At 47.3% G+C, this 21,945-nt stretch carries 13 protein-coding genes; 7 read left to right on the forward strand and 6 right to left on the reverse strand.

Going from position 1 to position 21,945, the window contains the following annotated elements; all coding sequences use genetic code 11:
- The first annotated feature begins 774 nt into the window (after positions 1-774).
- The 3 genes from MiSe_RS17900 to MiSe_RS17910 are packed head-to-tail and all read left to right on the forward strand — an operon-like array spanning position 775 to position 3,780.
- Positions 775-2,193, forward strand: a complete 1,419-nt coding sequence (locus tag MiSe_RS17900) for a hypothetical protein (RefSeq protein ID WP_226582888.1) — start codon at positions 775-777, stop codon at positions 2,191-2,193.
- A 14-nt stretch (positions 2,194-2,207) separates the two neighbouring features.
- Positions 2,208-3,197 (forward strand): decaprenyl-phosphate phosphoribosyltransferase, encoded by a 990-nt coding sequence (locus tag MiSe_RS17905; protein ID WP_226582903.1) that lies wholly within the window; start codon positions 2,208-2,210, stop codon positions 3,195-3,197.
- 55 nt (positions 3,198-3,252) lie between these two features.
- Entirely contained in the window at positions 3,253-3,780 is a 528-nt protein-coding gene (locus MiSe_RS17910; protein ID WP_226582907.1) for a YqeG family HAD IIIA-type phosphatase, read from the forward strand.
- Positions 3,781-4,069: 289 nt separating this feature from the next.
- On the opposite strand, the gene MiSe_RS17915 is transcribed toward MiSe_RS17910, so the two are convergent.
- Positions 4,070-5,020 (reverse strand): NAD-dependent epimerase/dehydratase family protein, encoded by a 951-nt coding sequence (locus tag MiSe_RS17915; protein ID WP_226582910.1) that lies wholly within the window; start codon positions 5,018-5,020, stop codon positions 4,070-4,072.
- 85 nt (positions 5,021-5,105) lie between these two features.
- On the opposite strand from MiSe_RS17915, the gene purD reads away from it, so the two are divergent.
- Positions 5,106-6,368: a phosphoribosylamine--glycine ligase gene (purD, locus tag MiSe_RS17920; RefSeq protein ID WP_226582913.1), complete on the forward strand. Its 1,263-nt coding sequence runs from the start codon at positions 5,106-5,108 to the stop codon at positions 6,366-6,368.
- A gap of 138 nt (positions 6,369-6,506) precedes the next feature.
- Positions 6,507-8,471: a two-component system sensor histidine kinase NblS gene (nblS, locus tag MiSe_RS17925; RefSeq protein ID WP_226582916.1), complete on the forward strand. Its 1,965-nt coding sequence runs from the start codon at positions 6,507-6,509 to the stop codon at positions 8,469-8,471.
- On the opposite strand, the gene MiSe_RS17930 is transcribed toward nblS, so the two are convergent.
- From MiSe_RS17930 to MiSe_RS17940, 3 genes are all read right to left on the reverse strand, one after another.
- Positions 8,449-8,805 carry a zinc ribbon domain-containing protein gene (locus MiSe_RS17930; protein WP_226582919.1) on the reverse strand — a complete coding sequence of 119 codons (357 nt, stop codon included), beginning with the start codon at positions 8,803-8,805 and terminating at the stop codon, positions 8,449-8,451. The two genes, nblS and MiSe_RS17930, sit on opposite strands and share 23 nt — an antisense overlap.
- 221 nt (positions 8,806-9,026) lie before the next feature.
- Positions 9,027-15,851 (reverse strand): hypothetical protein, encoded by a 6,825-nt coding sequence (locus MiSe_RS17935; protein WP_226582922.1) that lies wholly within the window; start codon positions 15,849-15,851, stop codon positions 9,027-9,029.
- A 782-nt stretch (positions 15,852-16,633) separates the two neighbouring features.
- Entirely contained in the window at positions 16,634-16,789 is a 156-nt protein-coding gene (locus tag MiSe_RS17940) for a hypothetical protein (RefSeq protein WP_226582925.1), read from the reverse strand.
- Between MiSe_RS17940 and MiSe_RS17945 the strand changes: the two genes are divergently transcribed.
- Complete coding sequence (locus MiSe_RS17945) at positions 16,788-17,111, forward strand: phasin family protein (RefSeq protein WP_226582928.1); 324 nt, start codon at positions 16,788-16,790, stop codon at positions 17,109-17,111. The two genes, MiSe_RS17940 and MiSe_RS17945, sit on opposite strands and share 2 nt — an antisense overlap.
- A 73-nt stretch (positions 17,112-17,184) precedes the next feature.
- Positions 17,185-17,748 (forward strand): FKBP-type peptidyl-prolyl cis-trans isomerase, encoded by a 564-nt coding sequence (locus MiSe_RS17950; protein WP_226582930.1) that lies wholly within the window; start codon positions 17,185-17,187, stop codon positions 17,746-17,748.
- 492 nt (positions 17,749-18,240) lie between these two features.
- Here the strand turns inward: MiSe_RS17950 and dnaB are convergent, their stop codons facing one another.
- Entirely contained in the window at positions 18,241-21,372 is a 3,132-nt protein-coding gene (gene dnaB, locus MiSe_RS17955; RefSeq protein WP_226582933.1) for a replicative DNA helicase, read from the reverse strand.
- Between the two features lie 85 nt (positions 21,373-21,457).
- Positions 21,458-21,916: a 50S ribosomal protein L9 gene (gene rplI, locus MiSe_RS17960; protein WP_226583005.1), complete on the reverse strand. Its 459-nt coding sequence runs from the start codon at positions 21,914-21,916 to the stop codon at positions 21,458-21,460.
- Positions 21,917-21,945: the final 29 nt, after the last annotated feature.

Consider the following 21,945-nt stretch of genomic DNA (forward strand, 5'->3'; position numbering starts at 1 on the left):
TAGTAAATGCTTGTCTCGGGGGCATCGAACCCCACTCGACAAGCGCGGGGTGTCCATGTATCCCGTCGCTCACCCTCTGGGTTGAGCGCGGGTCTTATCGCCCCCCGAACCCCCCAGAAGATAAAAAAAGTGACGATCGTACACCTCCCTAACGGCTAGATGTAGGCTTTTCAAGTATTCCGAAGAATACTTAGAACTTCCGTCAACGACCCGCCGCTAACCCCTAAAGGTATAGCGGGGGCAAGAAAGAGTCCTACGTTGACCAGCTTCCCTTGATAAAAGGCAATTCATCGGGTAATCGATATCTCGGTCATAACACCTACAAATACTTGTCTAGCCACCAGCATGAAGCCAGTTTGAGCTACTGTTGTTCAGCATTAAACAGTAAGTACGGGTTTACAAACAGTGTGTTGAACCTAAAAAGCCGAGATATCAAAGGCTAGGCAAACCTTACCAACATTTGTTGAAAGACGTAAGTAATCCTACGAATATAAGTTTCAAAAATAATGATTCGCTGTGGCTCAATTTATTTATTGCTCGGCATTCCCCACCCCGTAGCCAGGGGGTATAATGGGCGACAAAGTCCGACAGGTTGTTGGAGGTACGATCGGTGATAAAAGCAGCTATAAGGAGTAATCGGCAAATATCGGGGATGCCGATCAAGTCGAGAGTCAATGGTGCGATATGCCGACCGGACGCGAAGCTTTCGCATTTAACCTGATTCGCTTAACAGAAAGAAACGCGAAACTAATGGAATTGGGAGAGATTTGATCTATGAAAAAAGGCTGGCTTGGTATAACAGCCAAAGCAGGGAAATTGCCTGTAGCCGCCCAATCGATTAAAAGTAGAATAGCTGCGCTCAATAACCAAGCTCGCGAAAACTGGCGCGAGATTCTGCTGGTAGTTGCGCTCGCGGCTATTGCAGGTATTGCATCCTATCTTGGGTCGCAGCTGATTGACCCCTGGCTACTTACCGATAGAGGTGCCGATCTGTGGTTTTCAGCCGATATTCCCCGCGTGTTTGCCAACATGACCGACCGATTCAGCAACCATTCCCGCACTAAAGTACACCCAATATTTTCGCTGATAGCATTCCCACCCGTATTTTTAATGCAAAAAGTATTGGGTCAAGAAGCTCTGACTGCGGTAAGACTAGCGATCGCTGCGGTAGCAGCGCTATGTATAATGGCGCTGTTCATTTTACTGAGACTGATGGGTTGCCGACGATTTGACGCGGCTCTATTTAGCATCCTTGGGGCAACTAGCGCCGCCGCGATGTTTTGGTTTGTCGTGCCAGAAACCTACCCATTTGGAGCCTTAAGCATTCTGGCGGGACTATGTCTTGTCGCCATCGCCCAATATCGCAAGCTGTCGGCACAATGGTATGCCGTTGTAAGTGCCGCGACATTGAGCATCACGACCACCAACTGGATGGTGGGAATTCTGGCAACCTTGGCAAAATATCGCCGCAAGTGGGCATGGAAGATTACCCTCGATGCATTGTGTCTGACAGTTCTGCTATGGGGCGTACAGAAGTCTATCTTTCCCAGTGCTGGATTTTTTATCGTTATCAACGATAGCGAAGAAAAAAATTACATGTTGCGGCAAGCATCTGGAGGTTTTTGGCACGTCCTCCAGTCTTTTGTGGCTCACACAATGGTAATGCCGGATATGCGAGTAATTCCTCATTGGAAAAAGTTGGAGCTATTAAGGGTGCTGACACAGCGCGCCATACCCGGTTCTGCCAGCGTCTGGGGAACCGTTGCCGTCATCTTGTGGATGGCACTATTAGCTTTAGGAATATGGGGATTTTTCGCTGCCAAACAGCATCGCCAACTCCGCATTGTTCTTGGTTTTAGTATCTTGGGACAGCTAGCACTTCACACCGTATACGGCGAGGAAACATTTCTTTACTCGTTACATTTCTTGCCGTTGTTAATAGTTTTGGCAGCATTCAGCACCCAGACGCCTGCACGGTCCATCGCCTTGGTATTGGCAGGGATGTTGGTGTTGACTGCGGGTGTAAATAATGGTTTGCAATTGCTCAAAGCAAAAGAGGTGATGAATAGTCAAGCACAGCCCCCCAAGCAAGTAATCAAGCAGATGCAGCAGCGCCCGACTGAGGCTTCCACCCCTTTTGTGGGCAGCTTCCGCGTTTCGGAAAATCTCCAAAATACTAGCGATCGCAGTTGATAAAATTGGAACATATGTTTAGACCGAAAAAAACTGAATTCAAAGGCAATACAACTTTGCAACCAGAAAAAGTTGGTAATAAAGCAGCGGCTTATTTGCAGGCGCTCAGACCTCGCCAGTGGACAAAAAACTTGATTGTGTTTGCCGCCCCTTTGTTTGCTTTTAGTCTTAATGGGCAATCTTGGCTGGGGAGCTTGCTAGCATTTGTTTTGTTTTGTTGCGCTTCCAGTAGTTTTTATTTATTCAACGATATTGCCGATGTAGAATCAGACCGGCAACATCCGGTCAAATGCAAGCGCCCGATTGCAGCGGGAGAGATCGCTATCCCAGTCGCGATATTGATGGCAATAGTTTTGTTGGGTGGTGCCATAGGCGTCGGTTGGTGGCGAAGTCCCAACTTGGGAGTAACTATCATCGCCTACGGCATACTGCAAGTTGCGTATAATTTGCGACTAAAGCGCACGGTAATTTTGGATGTAGTGGCGATCGCAACGGGATTTATTTTGCGCGCTTTTGCAGGCGCCGCAGCAACTGGAATTGTTCTATCTCCCTGGTTTTTGCTGTGTACTGCCATGCTGGCTCTGTTTTTGGGCATTGAGAAACGCAAAGCGGAACTGCGGTGGTTACAAATTAAAGGCGGTAAAACTCGCGCCGTCCTCAAACGCTACTCCTTGCCTCTATTAATCCGCATGGAAAGTACAGTCACAACGGGAGCCGTTTTAACTTATGCCCTTTGGAGTTCCGGCCCTCAACTCAATGGAGCATCAACCCCCTGGATGATGTTAACATTGCCCTTTGTTTTATACGGCATTTTTCGCTATCAATTACTCAGCGACCCCCAAGAAATCGCTCGTAAAAGTGACGCCAGTATTGAGAAAGGAGGACAAACTGAGCGACCTGAAGAAGTTTTATTAAAGGATTTTCCACTCCTGATGACTGTGATTGCTTGGGCGATCGCAAGCTTTGGCATTCTCTGGCTTAAATCTCAGGGTTTAATCCAATAGATTTTCCAATCGATATTCTTTGAAACCAGTTGCTCAACCAGCGCGATATTTTCCTATGTCAAACAAAATGTTTCGATATTTTCCTCATCAAGCTTATCGACTCGCTTCTATAGAGATTGATGAACTGAAAAAATCTGGAATTCGGGGAGTAATACTCGACCTCGATAACACGATTGTTTCTGAAGATGATCGTTACTTATCTCCAGGGGCTGAAGCATGGCTCAAACAAGCAAAATTAGAAGGGTTTAAATTTTATATCCTCTCAAATGGTAAGCGGCGATATCGGGTGAAATTTTGGGAGCATCGGCTAGGAATTACAGCCATAAATCCAGCCAGGAAACCCTTTCCTTTTGCCTTTATTAAAGCCTTAAATTACATGCAACTGAAACCCAAACAAGTTGTAGCGATTGGAGACAGCCGCCACACAGACATACTAGGAGCGTGGCTTGTAGGCTGTCCTAGCATCCAAGTAGCCACGCTGCCTCATCCCTTTCGCTGGTGGGAAAAACTACTAGGAAAAAGAGTACAAACTCCCTATCCTGCCGACCACGAACTTTGGGAGTTTGATGCTAACGAATATTGAAAGAATTCAGGACTTATATCAAATCCGGTTGCATCGGAATGATCGGCCTTTCTTGCCAATTGCTAATTGCTAATTGCTAATTGCTAATTTTCCCTACAGGTCGTAATTCCGATGCAACGGTCAACGATATTACGCAAATCACCTTTGTTTATATAAAAAATCGTTGCTTTCTCAACTGGAGAGCTAGGAAGAAACAAAGGTGATGGCGGCAAATCACCTTTGTTTATATAAAAAATCGTTGGTTTCTCAACTGGAGAGCTAGGAAGAAACAAAGGTGATGGCCTTGCAATTAACCGTACAAAGACTGAATCCAATTCCACTCCTGGGTTAAACCCTCCCGGAGCGATACTTTAGGCTCATAACCCAGGATTTTCCTTGCTTTTGACACATCTGCCGCCGTGTGACGCGCATCTCCCATCGCTGCTGCGAGATAATTTTTGCGAATGGGACGAGAGACAATTTGTTCCATCGTGTCGATAATTTGCATTAATCCCACCCGACTCCCGCCGCCAATATTAAAAATTTCTCCCACCGCTTCTGGCACTAGAGCAGCGGCTAAATTCGCAGCAACAACATCGCCGACAAAGGTGAAATCTCGCGTTTGCTGTCCATCCCCGTAAATAGGAATTGGTTGCTCGATTAAAACCGACTTAAAAAACTTATGAAATGCCATATCCGGGCGTTGGCGGGGGCCGTAGACGCTAAAATATCGCAATGCCGTAAACGGAACTTTGAAGTTTTTGTAATACAATCCACATAAACGCTCAGCTGCCAGCTTGGTAATGCCGTAAGGAGATACGGGGACAGGACAAATAGATTCAGAAGTCGGTAAAGTTTCGGCATTGCCGTAGACAGAAGAAGTTGAAGCATAAACAAACCGCTTCAGGTGTTTGGCGTCCTTCGCCGCTTCCAGCATAATTTGCGTGGCGTTGATATTCCTTTCTGTATAAGCGCGGAAGCCATCGCCCCAGCTAGCACGGACTCCCGCTTGCGCCGCTAGGTGATAAACTATTTCCACATCAGCCAACAGTGCCGCCCAATCGAGAGACTGGATATCTGCTTCGATTAATTTAAAATTAGGGTGATTTTCAAAGCTGGAAATATTCTGGCGTTTCAGGGCTGGGTCATAATAATCGTTGAACTGATCGACCCCGATCACCTGTTCCCCTTGGTTTAACAGGGCTTCCACCAAGTGAGAACCAATAAAACCGGCGACCCCTGTAACGATACTTTTAGCCATAAACTTTCTATACTGAAGAGCGATACCTGGACTGAAGAGTAACATTTTATCCTTAAAAATTCGATAGCTGGAGTGCGAAGATAACGTGAAGGTTTTGGTTGTTGGGAATGGGGGACGGGAACACGCCTTAGCTTGGAAACTCCTACAATCCGAGGCAATTCAACAGGTGTTCTGCGTTCCGGGTAATGGCGGTACGGCGGTAATGCAGCGCTGTCAGAATCTCCCGCTGCGGGTAGATGATTTTGAGGGAATGGCACGCTTTGCTAGCGAAAATGATATTTCTCTGGTGGTGGTAGGGCCAGAACTGCCTCTGTCCAGGGGAATTACAGATTATCTGCGCTCGCAACACATCCCCGTTTTTGGCCCCACGAAAGCGGGTGCCCAAATTGAAGCGAGTAAAGCTTGGGCAAAAGCTTTGATGCAAGAAGCTAAAATGCCCACGGCGAAAGCGGTTGTGTTTGCCGATGCCTCGTCGGCAAAAGCCTACGTCAAGGCGCAGGGTGCCCCGATCGTGATCAAAGCCGATGGTTTGGCGGCTGGGAAGGGGGTAACCGTGGCGCAAACTGTTGCGGAAGCTCAAGCTGCGATTGAGGAGGTGTTTAACAGTTCTTTCGGCATAGTGGTGATTGAAGAATGTTTGACGGGTGAAGAAGTCTCGGTTTTAGCTTTAACCGATGGCGTGACGATTCGCCCCTTGTTACCCGCCCAGGATCACAAGCGCATCGGGGAGGGGGATACGGGCCCAAATACCGGCGGCATGGGCGCTTATGCCCCTGCCCCCCTGGTGACGCCCCAGTTGATGGCACGGATTGAGCAGGAAGTTTTGCAGAATGCGATCGCCCATCTCCAAAAGCGCAAGATCGACTATCGCGGCGTCCTCTACGCCGGATTAATGATTACCCCCCAAGGCGAACCCAAAGTCCTGGAATTTAACTGTCGCTTTGGCGATCCGGAAACCCAAGCCATTCTACCCTTGCTCGAAACTCCCCTGGAAGAATTAATGCTGGCTTGTGTCGAACAAAGACTTGACAAAATGCCACCAATATGCTGGAAGCAGGGAGCTTGCGTGTCCGTGGTGATGGCGAGTGGGGGTTATCCGGGAGACTACGAAAAAGGGAAAGTTATTACCGGGATAGAACCTGCCGAAGCAAAGGGAGCGATTGTGTTTCACGCCGGAACGCAATTGCGGCAGAACCAGATATTAACCGATGGGGGACGAGTGCTGGGGGTGACAGCTGTTGCCGCCAATTTTGAGCAAGCGATCGCACAAGCTTACGCTGGCGTAGATTGTATCGAGTTTGAAGGCAAGTACTATCGGCGCGATATTGGCTGGCGCATCAAGGGATAAGCTGACCTCGTTATCGGGAATCTTTATCGATGGTTCCTTGCTGAATTTGTCCAAACTGGTAATGATTAATGTAACAGCACAAATACCTGTTACGCGCTATCGTACTTCACAGCAAACCAAAACCCAAAGATCCCCCAAATGCTGGCCCTCTTGAAAACAATCCGAGATGCGATCGCCCATTGGTGGTCTGAATTTACCCTCCAGACAAGGCTAATGGCAGCGGCGACTTTAGTTGTTTCCCTATTTATGAGTGGCCTCACCTTCTGGGCAGTCAACTCAATTCAGCAAGATGCGCGTCTTAACGATACCCGGTTCGGTCGCGACCTGGGTATCCTGCTGGCGACGAACGTTGCGCCTTTGATTGCAGAAAACGATCTGACTCTAGTCGCCCGCTTTTCCCAACGCTTCTACGCCAGCACCTCCAGCGTGCGCTACATGCTTTACGCCGACAGTGAAGGGAAAATTTTCTTTGGGATTCCGTTTACGGAATCGGAAGTGCAAACCTCACTTACCCTCGAGCGTCGCATTCAACTACCAGCAGATTACGCGACCAATGCCGACTTGCCAATGGTGCGGCAGCATCGCACCCCCGACGGCGAAGTCACCGATGTGTTTGTTCCCGTCTATCACGAAGGAAAGTATCTGGGCATTCTGGCAATTGGAATTAATCCCAATCCCACCGTCGTCACTTCCTCAAACCTAACGCGGGATGTCACAATTGCCGTTTTTATCTCGATCTGGGCAATGGTGATTTTGGGCGGCGTGATTAACGCCTTGACAATCACTAGACCGATTAAAGAACTCGTGACGGGGGTGAAAAATATCGCTACGGGGAACTTCAAGCAGCGAATAGACCTCCCTCACGGCGGCGAACTCGGCGAGTTGATCGAAAGCTTCAACGAAATGGCGGAAAAGCTAGAGCGTTATGAAGAGCAAAATATAGAAGAATTAACGGCGGAAAAAGCCAAGCTGGAAACCCTGGTTTCGACGATTGCCGATGGGGCAGTGCTGCTGGATACTAACTTGCAGGTGATTTTAGTCAATACCACAGCGCGGCAGATGTTTGGTTGGGAAAGCAGCGATTTGGTGGGGTCGAACTTGCTGTATAGCCTGCCAGCGCCCGTTTCGGCAGAGTTGACGCGACCGTTGTATAAAATGACCGCAGGGGAAGGCGATCGCGAAGCCGAGTTTCGCATCACCCTCACCCACCCGACAAACCGCACCGTCCGCATTCTCCTGACTACCGTCCTCGACCAATACCGAGATAGCATCAAAGGCATTGCCATGACGGTACAAGATATCACTCGCGAAGTAGAACTAAACGAAGCCAAAAGTCAATTTATCAGCAACGTTTCCCACGAACTTAGAACCCCGTTATTTAATATCAAATCCTTCATCGAAACCCTGCACGAGTACGGCGAAGACCTCAACGAAGACCAACGCCGCGACTTTCTCCAAACAGCCAATCGCGAAACAGACCGCCTCACCCGCCTCGTCAATGACGTGCTGGATTTATCGCGACTGGAAACTTCCTGCCGAATTTATCATTTTGATGGGTTAGATATCGCTCAAATCGTTGACCAAACCCTGCGAACCTATCAGTTGAATGCCAGAGATCAAGGCATTGAGCTAATTCAAGAAATTGACGCCAATTTGCCCCTAGTTTTGGGTAACTACGATTTGTTGCTGCAAGTACTAACCAATTTAGTAGGAAATGCACTGAAGTTCACCGAAGCAGGGGGACGAGTAGCAATTCGGGCTTATACTATCGAACCAAAAATCGGGCCAGTGCGCCTGGAAGTTTCGGATACGGGGATTGGCATTGCGCTAGAGGATCAACAGGCAATTTTCGATCGTTTTTTCCGCGTAGAAAACCGGGTTCATACCAAGGAAGGAACTGGACTAGGACTTTCAATTGTCAGAAATATCATCGATAAGCATCACACTAAAATTCACCTAGTCAGCGAAGTGGGCGTTGGTACAACTTTCTGGTTTGACCTGGCAGTATTTCAAGAAAAACCGACCCACCTGGATCATCCATCGGACGCAACCCATTCATCAACAGTGAGCGTGCTTGAGCCTACCGCATCAAGGCCAGGATAAAACTGACAACGATTAGACCTACCAGGACAAGCCAAATCAGGTTTCGCTGCAACCACAGCCTAATCGACGGGCTGGATTTTTGCTGCGGCTTTTGATACAAATCTTTTAAAGCGCGGTTTTGGTAAAGGGTACACTCCTTAGCATAGGGGCGTTTGGGGAAAGTACAGGTATCGTCTTCGTGGTAGGTGCAACTGTCGCATAAAGAGGCTTCTTCCCCAGTCGTCCGGTGTAAAGTAATACCGGGATGACCGTAGGCTTTTAACTCCATCTGGCAATGGGGACAGATGATTGCTTGGGATTTAACGGGTTGGTGACAACGGGGGCAATTTGGCATTGATTATGAGGGATATTTAAGGAGCAATATGCCGACCGCACGCTGCGCGATCGCACTTACAGCGGATTGCTTTACCTGTGAAGTACAGCCAAAAGGCTTCGTTTGTATAGCGGCAGCATTAATGCTGCCGCTATACAAACAAAGGTATACCTTTTTTTATGGCTGCAATCCGCTATTTCTAGGGTGCATTATGGCTAGTGGCTAACGCACCCTGCAATAGTTTATAAGAGGGCAAAATCAGCGTTGGTCAGGGTATTTGCTGGTACTCCCAAAATGGTAGCTAAGAGTTCGTTGTTGTTTTGCCACAGAATCAAAGTATTGCTAGCGTTATTGCCGGTGCCTTGGACAATTTTAAGCTGAGCGAAGGTGAGAGAGTTGGTTAAGCCCAAGCGATCGCTCCCCTTGATAAAGTTGAAGATAACATCCGCACCCGCCCCGGCAACTAAAGCGAATCGGTCTTGACCGCTACCGCCATAAAGACTATCAAACCCCGCACCGCCAAACAGCACATCATCACCCTCTCCACCTTCGACGATATCATTGCCAGCACCACCGTTGAGCAAGTCATTTCCGGCATTCCCTGAAACAGAATCATCTCCTGCTTGCCCAATCAAGGTATCGTTACCTTCTCCACCAGCGAGTAAGTCAATGCCATCGCCGCCATCGAGGTAATCGTCGCCAGCTTGACCGTAAAGTTGGTCGTTGTGATTGCCACCAAACAGGGTGTCGTTGCCATCCCCGCCTTCCAGATAGTCATCGCTAGCACCACCATTGAGGCTATCATTACCAGCTTGACCGTAGAGTTGATCGCGACCATCTCCACCTGTCAAGGAGTCATTGCCATCTCCGCCTTCCAGGTAATCGTCGCCCACTCCACCATCGATGACGTCATTACCAACTTGACCGTAGAGTTGGTCGTTGGCATTGCCGCCTGTTAGGGAGTCATCGCCGCTACCGCCTTCCAGGTAGTCATTTCCCCCATCGCCTGCCAGGGTATCGTTTCCCGCTTGACCGAACAATTGGTCGTTGCCATCGCCACCCGATAATTGGTCGTTAGCGTCGCCGCCATCGAGGTAATCATTCCCCGCTTGCCCGAATAAGGTATCGGCATCTGCACCGCCATCCAGGTAGTCATTGCCGTCGCCGCCCACGAGAGAATCATTACCAGTGCGACCATACAATTCGTCGTCCCCAGTACCGCCATCGAGGGAGTCATTGCCAGTACCGCCATCGAGGGAGTCTCGTCCGGCACTGCCGTAGATTTCGTCATTCCCCGCGTCGCCGGTTAGCAGGTCATCGCCATTCCCACCTACAAGGGAGTCGTTGCCATCGCCACCCGTAAGCGAGTCGTCGCCGTTGTTGCCAAACAGGGTGTCGTCACCCGCTTGCCCGGAAAGCGTATCGCCATCGTTGCCACCATCGAGGAAATCGTTGCCAGTACCGCCAAACAGGGTGTCGTTGCCAATTTGACCGAAGAGTCGGTCATCGCCCGCATTGCCATTGAGAAGGTCGTCGCCTTTGTCACCATCAAGCAAGTCGTTGCCGTTGCCGCCATCGAGGGTGTCAGTACCTTGGTTACCGTAGAGTCGGTCATCGTCATCGCCGCCATCGAGGGAGTCGTTGCCGTTGCCGCCTTCCAGGAGGTCTACTCCCGCTTGTCCCAAGAGAAGATCGGCATCGTCGCCGCCATTGAGTTGGTCGTTGCCCTCGCCGCCTTGTAACGTGTCGCTACCCGCTTGACCGTCTAGTCGGTCGTTGCCCTCGCCGCCGAACATTAGGTCGTTGCCAGCACCGCCATCGAGGTTATCGTTACCAGCGCTGCCATCGAGGGTATCGTTGCCTATTTGACCGTATAGATAATCGTTGCCATCGTTACCAACTAACGAGTCATCGCCGTCGCCGCCTTCGAGGTAGTCGTTGCCAGTGCCGCCATCAAGGATATCGTTGCCGAGTTGACCGTAAAGTTGGTCGTTACCGCCGCTACCAGCGAGAGAGTCATTGCCTTCGCCGCCTTCGAGGTAGTCGTTGCCTTCGCCACCGTCAAGGGAGTCATTACCCGCTTCGCCATAGAGTTGGTCGTTATCGGTGCCGCCGTTGAGATAGTCGTTGCCGTCGCCGCCGGTGATGTAGTCAATTCCCGCTTCACCCGCTAACGAGTCGTTGCCAGCAGAACCGATAATCCGATCGCGTCCTTCTCCTCCTTCGACGGTATCATCCCCAGCACCGCTATCGATAAAGTCGTTGCCACCTAACCCATCGATAAAATTATTGCCATCATCGCCAATTAAAGTATCGATGAATTCCGAACCAATCAGGTTTTCAATTAATGTGAGAATATCGCCGTTGGCATCTCCTGCCCAACCTTTACCCGTTTTCAAACTCACAGCAACGCCCGTTGCGGAATTGAAATAGGAAGCAGTATCGTTGCCAGTACCGCCATCAAGGGTATCTGCCCCTTTTCCGCCCACAATCAAGTCATCGCCTGCTTCTGCCATCAGGACATCGTTGCCGTTTTCCCCATAAAGCGAATCGTTTCCATCTCTTGCTGCAATCGTATCGTTGCCATCTCCGGAGGTAATAATATTCGCTTTGGCATCGCCGGTAATGTTGTCGTTGAAGGCGGAACCGATGACATTTTCAACGTTAAAGATTTGGTCGTTATTGCCAAAACCATCTTGAGCGAAGTTCTGTTCAAGGTTGACAATGACGCTACTTGGATCGCGGCGATAGCTGACAGTATCGGTATCTTCACCACCATCAATGGTATCGTTGCCTGCATTGCCAATTAGCAGGTCATTTTTTGCTAACCCTTTGATTTGGTTATCAACGCTGTTGCCAATCAGAATATCATCGAAGTTTGAGCCGATGATATTTTCTAAATTGGTCAGTTTATCGGTATTGCCAAAACCATCTAAAGCAGTACCGCCGCTAATTGTAAACGTCGGTTCTAAATCGATCGAATCGAGGGCATTATTACCGTAACTTTGGGTTTCATCGATATTGACAACAACGCCTTCAGGAGAATTGTCATAACTAACGGTATCGATATCGAGTCCACCATCAATCGAGTCATTACCAGCCGCCCCGATTAGCAAATCATTGCCAGCATCTCCAACGATTTCATCATCCCCAGCCTCGCCATAAATTGTGTCTTCTCCAGAACCACCGGCAAGCTGATCGTTGCCATCAAAGCCGCCGATCAGGTCATTTCCAGAACCGCCGTCGATGCGATCGCTTCCTGTTTCTCCGAATAACTCATCGTTACCATCGCCACCAGCCAGGGTATCGTCGCCTTCTCCCCCAGCTAAGAAATCGTTACCTGCATCCCCAGATAACTGGTCGCTACCGTCGCCGCCCAGCAGGTTATCGTTCCCATCTGCACCTACTAGGGTGTCGTTACCAGCTTCGCCAAACAGGTTATCATCTCCCGCTTCTCCATTCAGGAGGTCGTTGCCATCGCCGCCAACTAGCTGGTCGTTGTCGGTGCCGCCAAACAGGCTGTCGTTTCCGGCGTCACCGTACAGGTCATCACTACCAATGCCGCCAACAAGCGAGTCTTCTCCATCCCCACCGTTTAATTGGTCAGCACCAGCACCTCCATCTAGGATGTCATTTCCCGCATCACCAAATAAGCGATCGCTACCGTCGTCACCCTTGAGCCTGTCGCTACCTTCCCCGCCATAGAGTACGTCGTCACCGTTTTCGCCCACCAGCGTGTCATCGCCGGTGCGTCCGTACAGAATATCTTTGCCGTCGCCGCCTTGCAGGAGATCGTTATTTGCCTCACCGTCAAGGATATCGTCTCCCGCTTCGCCAGCCAGTAGGTCATTGCCGTCACCACCGTTAAGCAGGTCGTTACCATCGCCACCGTTGAGGGTATCGTTACCCCCATCACCCTGTAGCGCATCGTTTTCGCTGCCACCAGATAGCAAGTCGTTGCCATCTCCACCAGTTAACAAGTCTTTACCCGCACCTCCATCGAGGGTGTCGTTCCCCGCTTCGCCCGCTAAGCTATCGTTGCCGTCACCGCCGCTGAGACTGTCTTCCCCAGCGCCACCGGAAAGGTTATCGTTACCTGCCTCTCCAGACAACTGGTCGTTCCCCTCGTTGCCATTGAGTAGGTCATTGCCTTCACCGCCCGATAGCAGGTCGTTGCCATTACCCCCGTTGAGAGCATCGTTTCCCGCTTCTCCATTGAGCGTATCGTTCCCTTCCCCACCGTCGAGGAAATCATCGCCGTTACCGCCATTGAGCAGATCGTCTCCAGCTTCCCCGTAGAGCTTGTCTTTGCCGTCGTTACCGTTGAGCGTATCGTTACCACCGCGACCAAAAATTTCGTCATCAGTGGCACTGCCATTTAAGAGGTTGTTTCCGTCATCACCTGTAAGAGATCCCGTTTTGGGAGGAATACCACTGCCTGCACCCAATTGAAAATCCCAGAGAATGACTTCAGGACTTTCTAATCTGAACAGAACATCTGGGGGTTTACTGGGGTCATCAACAATTTTGACTACTTTTTTGACTATCTTTTTAACTGCCCCGAAGAGAGAGCCAATAATCGGAATTTCTTCAATGACATCCTCTACCACCTTAGTTGCCCGACCGATAAATTCTCCAGCCTCATCGAGCCACCCAGCTTCCTTCGCTAAGTCTTTGAACACGCCATAAACAGGATTGACCCAATAAACCGGATCGGTTAAAACTTTTTTGACGATCGCAGCACCGACTGGCATGGTAACTTGAGCTGCAAGACCGGCGGAAATTCTGCCATCAACTTGATCGAAAATTTGAGATTCAATTTCATTGATGCGAGTTTTACCATCACCGTTTGGATCGGCGAGATTAAAACCAACTTTGTTCCTGACAAAACCACCTCCAGAGAGGTCTAAAACCCCTACATCTAGACTGAGTTTGGCAGCAATATCTCCAGCAAACGTGACTTCCGGAATATCCTCGCCCGTGCCGTCTGGGTTGGCGCGATCGCTCACGTAAAAACCATTAAAAACATTCCCGCTTCCACCCAGCGCCGCAATTCCTGCTGTATCGTAGCCAAAAGCAAAATCCATTTTGGCTTTAATATTATCGATCCCAATTTTGGCAAACAATGGTGGCAAAATCGGTATCGGTATATCTGGCGGATCGAAGTCAAACTCCAATGCTGGCATGTCGTATATAAACAGGTTACTCGGTCGCTTCAGCAACAGATTTATAGCGGCAATATCTGGCAATGCTGCTTGCTGTAACAAGTTAAAAGCTTCTTGAGGACTGGTTATAACCGGGAATTGAAGCCCACCAAATTGTTGCAGAGAACTACTAAAGTTTGGGGCAAAACTAGCGAGTTGGGACTTGATGACATCAGTGTTAGTTGGATTTAAAGTAGCGTTCTGAGGGTTCCCTGTATTGAACTCAAAGCTACCCAAATTAATTTGATTGCTAGTAGCAATACTTGAAGCAATGTCCAAAAGTTGAGTGATATCGCGAGCCGATTTGATAAATTGTAGGCTTTGATCTAAACCAGGAATGGGTTTAACTGTGTCTACAAACTTGAGAATATCTAGTATCGTTACATCACCAGGCGTGGCGACTTGCTCAACATCCAGTACACTTTTAAGACCCAAACCACTCGGTATATCATCCGTCAGAAAAGCAATGTTAGTCGTTAGACCTTGAAGCACGGGTCGAATCGGTGCAATCACCTTATCAACGTTTTGCAAAACGGGTTTGGTAAAGTTTTGAAAAAACGAACCCAGCCCCACATTTACATCGGTAAAACTTACTTGCGGCTGAATATTACTCGCAAAAACATCCGGCACACCCAAGTTAAAATTGAAGTTAAAAGATGGCAAAACAACTGAGTCAACCAGAGTTGTTTTAGCTTTAAGGCCAATATTAGCATTGCCATTCAACTTCGGTAAAATCTCCGCAGCCGCAATTTGCCCGTCGGAGTTTTGGTCTTGCAGATCTAAAGCAAAGTTACCGTTAAATTGAGTGTTGTTATTCTGGACATTCAGCTTTAATAAGCCCAAATTTGCTGACGTATCTAAAGATGTCACAGATGAATTTAAGCCAACTTTAAATTCATCTGTGTTTGAGGTATCTAAAAAAAATCCGCTATCTTTTTTTAAACCAAAATCTAAACCGAAGTTTAGGTTAAGATTAGCCGTGGCACTGCCTTGAACCTCTAAACCAATGTTGGGAATACCAAAGTTAGCAGCAATTTGGCTGGCGGGTAAATTTTTCGGATTGTTTAAATTCAATTTAAACTTAATTTCCTCGGCTGTTTGCGAGACAATGTTGACTAACCCTCCAGTTGCTTCCGAGAGTTTCTGCGCGATATTATCAAGCGTTAAAGTAACTCCATTCAGGACATTTGATTTCCACAAGTCCTGTATTCCTAAAGCGTTGTTGAGTTGGTTGCCAAAAATTGGTAAATTTTTGCTAAAAACTTGGGTGTTGATAGTAGACTGAATTGTAGTTAGGAGATTTTCTAATCCGCCAATTACAGCATTCAGATTATTGCCCGTGTAGCTGTCAGCTTTTTCGATTTGAATAATTTTCCCATCAATCGTGAGAACTGCGGTATCGTTTTCTGCTTTTAATCCTTGCAGTGTTGGTGTATCTAAATATTTGCCTTGCACTAAAGCTGAAAATATCGCTCCTTCGTCTCCAGGAGAATCAAATACGTTAATTCGCGCATCGACAAAATGTCCGATTTCCTCTAATAAAACATCCGCGCTCGCATCCCCATCCCCTCCATTCCGTGCCAAGTATTCCTCAGATAAATAAATCTTGTTAGTATCAACAGAAAAAGCCCCATTCGCGCCATTGATATCGGCTGCTGAACGAATTTCAACTGCTGGCAATCCTGTAAAATCGCCCGTTATCCATAGCTGACGGAATGCTTCTATTCCGGCGTTGTCGAAGTCGTTACCGAAGGCGCGAGCTATTTTTTTCCCAAACTCTTCATCTGCCGCAAATTCGGTTAATAATTTGTCGGCACTTTCCTCAGATTTATTCAAGCTATCGAGCAAATTTCCACTAGACATAATAACCCACCTCAACAGGTTGCGAAAACAATTAAATATCCCTTGCTAATTGCTAATTGCTAATTGTTAATTGGATTTATAGGGTGTCTGCTATTGGCAATTACCCATTACCCATTACCAGTACGCTTGGATCTAACTAGCAACTTGCGTTAAATAGATGAACCCTACGGCTAAAAATGCCACGATTAGCCGTTTACAGAGCCAATATCTATCGAGCTATTTACAGTTAAACAAGCGTTGAATGAGTCAGGTTTCACCCATTCAAGGTATCTCTACTCAGCTGTTGCACCTTTCCACCGAACCGCCCGGAAATAAATTTCCGGGCTAACAGCTCAAGTCCATTAAAATGGACTGAAATTCCTTTTGAATAAGTGTTTAGTCCTCTAAAGAGGACTTGAGCTAAAAGCCCGTGAATTTATTCTCTGGCGGGTTAATGATCCGGTGCAATATCTGAGTCTACAAACAGTTTGATGTTGAGTCAATTTCGCCTAGACAAACGAACCTAACAACCAACCAATCTCAGACAGGTTTGAATCCCTATTGCTGTAACAATTACCCAAATAGGGAAACCGGAAAAAATTAGGTAAGTTTACGAGGTTTGCAGCTTGAGTTAAAGACTTTGTTTTTATTTTTCGACGATGATACTAAGTTAACCTGACCCAAGATAAATAGCGTGAAAATTTAACAAATATACGTAAAAATACGGCGGTCGAAGTTGAACCGAAAACGGATAGATGAAGCGGGGACAGCAAGCTAGCGATCGCACGCAGATCCTAAACAGCCTAAACATTTTCCCACCCGGTGCGGAAATCCACCTCACACAGCAGGACTGAGGAGTTCATACAATGATACTGGATGCCAGAATGCGATCGCGCGCGAGCATGATTTGATGGCATCGGTGACGCCGCCTTTTTCACCAAATAACAGGAACGCAGCATGGATAACAACAACTGGATGAAACAATTAATGATGATTGGTATTGGCACGACGACCTTGGTCGCCGATAAAATCCGCGAAGTCAGCGATGAATGGGTTAAAGAGGGTAAAATCAATCCCGACCAAGCTAAGGCATTCGTAGATGATATGATGCATCAGTTGGGGTCGGATAAGGGTAACTTTGAAGCTCAGATGCAGCGCCAGATGCGTAATATGTTGCAGGATCTGGGGGTTCCCCGCCAGTCTGAAGTAGATGAATTGCGGGGACGCATAGACCGTCTAGAACGTCAAGTACGCGACTTGGAAAACAAACTCTGGCGTTAAAACTCGATCTTAAATAGACTATCCGACTCCCAAGCGTGATATGTTTAACGGCGTCCGATCTGAGGGCAAACAGATGAGAGGAATTTTAATTAGCTTTGGGGTCGTGGTAGTCTGTTTTCTGGTCATCGTGGTGGCTCAACTTGGCGGGGGGCCTAAAGGTGCGATCGGATCGCAAGTGTCTAACACGCCAGCTGACTTCGCTACCGCATCGCCTTTGACTCAACCGACGATCGCCGAAGCGACGAACGAGAATACCCTAATTGCGAGCAATACTATGAATGAGGAAACTGCGGGTGCCGTCATCACCACGCCTTCTGGACTGAAGTATATCGAGATCGAGGCAGGAACTGGGGCGACGCCAAACAGAGGTCAGACGGTGAGGGTACACTATACCGGCACTTTGGAAGATGGTACCAAGTTTGATAGTTCGCGCGATCGCAAGCGTCCCTTCGATTTCACTATTGGTGTCGGACAAGTAATTAAAGGTTGGGATGAAGGCGTCGGTACGATGAAAGTCGGCGGACGGCGTCAGTTAATTATCCCCCCAGATTTGGGTTACGGCGCTCGCGGTGCGGGTGGAGTCATTCCCCCCAATGCGACTCTCATATTCGATGTGGAACTGCTAGAAGTTAAATAACGCCAGTTCCTAGTTATAAGTTGTGAGATTGATAATAACTCAAGTTGCTAGTTATCTCTCAAAAAACAGCTAATGGCTAATGGCTAATGGCGAGATTGGTAAAAATCCTATATTAGCAATTAGCAAGCTTGCAATTAGCAACGCCCTTGTTTATAACTAGCAACTTGCGTTAATAGGTAATTGGTAATTGGTAATTGGTAATTGGTGGTGGAATCGTTAAAATTACCGATTACCCTTTACCCATTACCAGTAGCAGCACACTTTAACGAGATATTCCTTGGTTCCACTTAATTGTTGGTAAAATCCGCCCCTACTTACGTTAAATAACTCAAGTTGCTAGTTACCTCATAGATAGCGCCTAATGGCTAAAGGCTAATATCAGTAAAAATACTTTATTAGCAATTAGCCATTAGCAATTAGCAATTAGCAACGCCTGGGTTTATAACTAGCAACTTGCGTTAAATAGCAATTTTCTGGTTTCTCCCAAGAAGATTAACGTTTGGGAGAAGCCAAATTTCGGAATCGCGTAAACTGGGAATCAAATAATAACTTAACCGTCCCCGTCGGGCCATTTCTATGTTTAGAAATAATCACTTCTGCAATTCCTCGGTCAGGAGTATCGGGCATATAATATTCTTCCCGATATAACATGATAACTACGTCGGCGTCCTGCTCTAGAGAATTATGCAGAATTATATTATTCGCAATAAAGTTGTGTAGTTTAGGAACTGTTAAATCATAAACTTCAGCTTCACCATCAGGCTCTATTGAAACAATTTCATCCCAGTAAACATCACTATTAGCCAATCGCTCAATTTCATCTGATTTAACAACCAGAGCTAATTTTGAAGCTCGTTTAGAATCTAGCCATTTAACGACTGGATTTCTGACGTTATGGGTTAATCGATAACTTGCAGCAAGATAGACCTGATACCAGTCTCGCTCTTTAACAATACGAGGTGTAACCCGATCGCCAAAAACTTCGACAGCTAAAGATGAAACAATTTGAGCTAAATCTGGCTCTCTAGTCGTGTATTGAATTGCGTGTCGAGGAAGAGTACAACCGTCTCCTATTAAATGACCAAGTAACCCTAATTCAGCATTGCTCATCGATTGAAAAGATGGACTTGGTAAGCACCGAGGTAAAGCAATGCGCGAACCTTCCCTCATCTCATCCAGACGCTTCCAGCCGTCAATAGTGAGAAACTTGTGATTACCAGTCGCCCTAATAGTACGTCCAAGGCGAGTTGTTAGCCGCCACACAGGTTTTACACCCGTCGCAAAGGCATTGCTGACAATAGCCCTTTCTAACTTCATGGTGACTTCATTTAGCGCCCAAACTGCAAAACCCGATTTTCCTACCAATTCGCGAATCGGCACTTGTACTCCACTATCTGCTAAAGTCACAAGGCTATCACCAGTCAAGCAACCCGATTCTCTTAGATCGGACATCATCGGACGCTTGTTAGTGCGTGCTTCTACACTCCGACTTAGCTGAGATAAACCAATAACGGGTACGTTGAGTTCGCGCGCTAAACCTTTAAGACTGCGGGTAATTTTTGACAGTTCTTGCACCCGGTTATCGCTACCGCCGCCTTCCATTAATTGCAAGTAATCGATTAAAACTAATCCCAATTCTCCACCGTTTTCTGCTTGGAGGCGACGCGCTTGACTCCGCATTTCTGTGACGCTAATATTTGCAGAATCATCAATAAAAATAGGCAATTCCGATAAATTGCCGATGGCGCGACTCAAAGATTCCCACTGATTTTGACTAATTCTTCCCGAGCGCAAATAATTACTTTCAATACCGGCTTCACTTGCTAGAAGTCGCTGTACCAATTGCTCTTTTGACATTTCTAAGCTAAAAATAGCAATGGGTAGTCGATAGCGATTAGCGATATTGTGAGCAATACTTAAGCAGATCGCAGTATTGTGAACGCAAATATCATTGGCTACAAAATTGTGTGTCTCTGGGATAGTCAAGTCATACACTTGCTTGGAGCCAACTGATTCGATAGAAACAATTTCATCCCAATAAACATCGCTCATCGCTAACTGTTGCAGCGGCAAATTATCTAGTGCTGATGCCAGAATCATCAGTCGATCTCTGGTTAGCGATCGCTTGCCCACATGAATATTACTATGTCCCTTAATTCCGGCACGTCTCGCTAAAGTTGCCCAAGGTTCGCTACCTTTTGCTACTGCTATTTTGTCCCATATTTCAACTGGAATCAGGTCGCGATTGGTTTGGTATTTTTTCTTTGCCAAGGCTGACTGTACCTTATGCAGCGCCTCTTCTTTACCAAATATACCAATTTCTGAAATAAAATTTTTGAGCGATTTTGCATCCGTAATATCCAGTTGCCAAGCTTGTCGTCTAGCATCTTTGTATTTAAACGAGCGTTTTTTCAGCGCGGCAATAATCCCAAATCTTAATAACAGATGTTGAATTTGTCTGGCTAGCTTCTCACTCACAGTCCCATAACCTAATTGTGCTTGACCGCTAGCCAATACTGTCGCCCATCCATCCTTAGAAAAGAGGCGATTTAAAAATAACGCTACTTGGGTACGAGTTAGCTTAAAAATAATCTCTGGTATAGTTTCTTTATCAGTCAAATCCGCCAATAATTTAACTTCACACTCGCCCAGGGTTTCTGTCCCAAAAATATTTATTCTTCGAGGGATAGCAATTTTCTCCCCTGGTTTAAGCTCTGCTAAACGCTTCCAGCCATTAATTGTTAAGTAAGGATGGGTAATTGTTGTTTCAACAAATCTTCCCAAGCGGGTCGTAACGCGGAATACTGGTTTGATCCCATCATCCACAAAAGCCGAAGCTTTCGCGGTGTGAAATTTCCAATCATTTCCTAGAGTTAGTAATTCGGCTCGACGGCGGTTATAGATTTCTTGAATAGTTGCTACGCTACCATCTGAAAGGACAATTTCAGTATCTAGGGAGCAGCATTTTCCCATTGACGGTCTGCCAGCGACAATAATTAGATCGGAACGCTGAAAACCGCCCGTCATCGCATCTAAATCGTAAAAATCGCACAACAGACCCGGTAACACTTGGCCTTCTTGGCGATTTTCAATATCTTGAAATGTATGAATCAGCGTCTCGGAAATCGGAACTAAACCTTGGGCGGGTCGTTCTTGAGTAATGCTAAAAACTTCCTGTTCTGCCTGGTCGAGAATAATCGGTAATTCGACGGCTGTTTTGAAACCCAGATCGGTAATTTTATAACCGGCATTAATTAATTTGCGGCGCAGATATTTATCGATTACCAGTGCCGCATACTGGTCGATATTGACTGCGGATACCGTGCGATCGACCAATTGCACTAATTTATTAGTCCCGCCGACTTTTTCCAAACAATTACGATCGGCAAGCCAGGTGGTAACGCTCATTAAATCTGTTGGCTTGCCTTGACTGTGGAGGGTAGTTGCGGCTCGATAAATAATTCTATGAGCTTCTAAGGAAAAGGCTTCAGCACTCAGATGGTCGCAAATGCGCCCGATCGCTTCTGGATCTAGGAGAATGCCGCCTAAGATCGCTTCCTCCGCTTCGACATTTTGGGGAGGTAAGCGATCGCTCGCCCCTGGTAAATTTAATTCGTCAGCCATAATTGAAAATAGCTAATGGCTAATGGCTAATGGCTAACGATCAAAAGTTCTGAACAATTAGCAATTAGCAATTAGCAATTAGCAACTAGCCTGCCACTACTTGAACTTCTACCGTTGCGGTAACTTCGGGATGCAGCTTGATGTCGGCTTTGTAAGTACCAACTTTGCGAATATCCGGTATGGTAATACCGCGCCGATCGATTTCCTGACCCGTGCGTGCGCCAATCGCCTCTGCCAGTTCCTGTTCGGTGACGGTACCGAAGATGGCATCTTCTTTCCCCACCTGCTTGCTGATGGTGAAGCTACCGGCTGCTTCAATCGCAGCTTTGCGCTCAATGGCAACTTTCTTTTCTTCCAACAGGCGTTGCTTTTCTTGCTCTCTACGCCGTTCTACTTGCTTGAGAATGGCTGGAGTTGCATTGACCCCAAGCCCTCTCGGCAATAGATAATTGCGAGCGTAGCCAGGAGCTACTTCTACCAGGTCGCCGGATCTTCCCAGCTTGCTGACATCCTGAGTTAAAACTAATTGAATGCGTTTCGGCATGACTTGTCCTCTAGTGGGTAATGAGTACC

It is taken from the genome of Microseira wollei NIES-4236, from assembly GCF_020521235.1.
In the GTDB taxonomy this organism is placed as follows: Bacteria; Cyanobacteriota; Cyanobacteriia; order Cyanobacteriales; family Aerosakkonemataceae; genus Microseira; species Microseira wollei.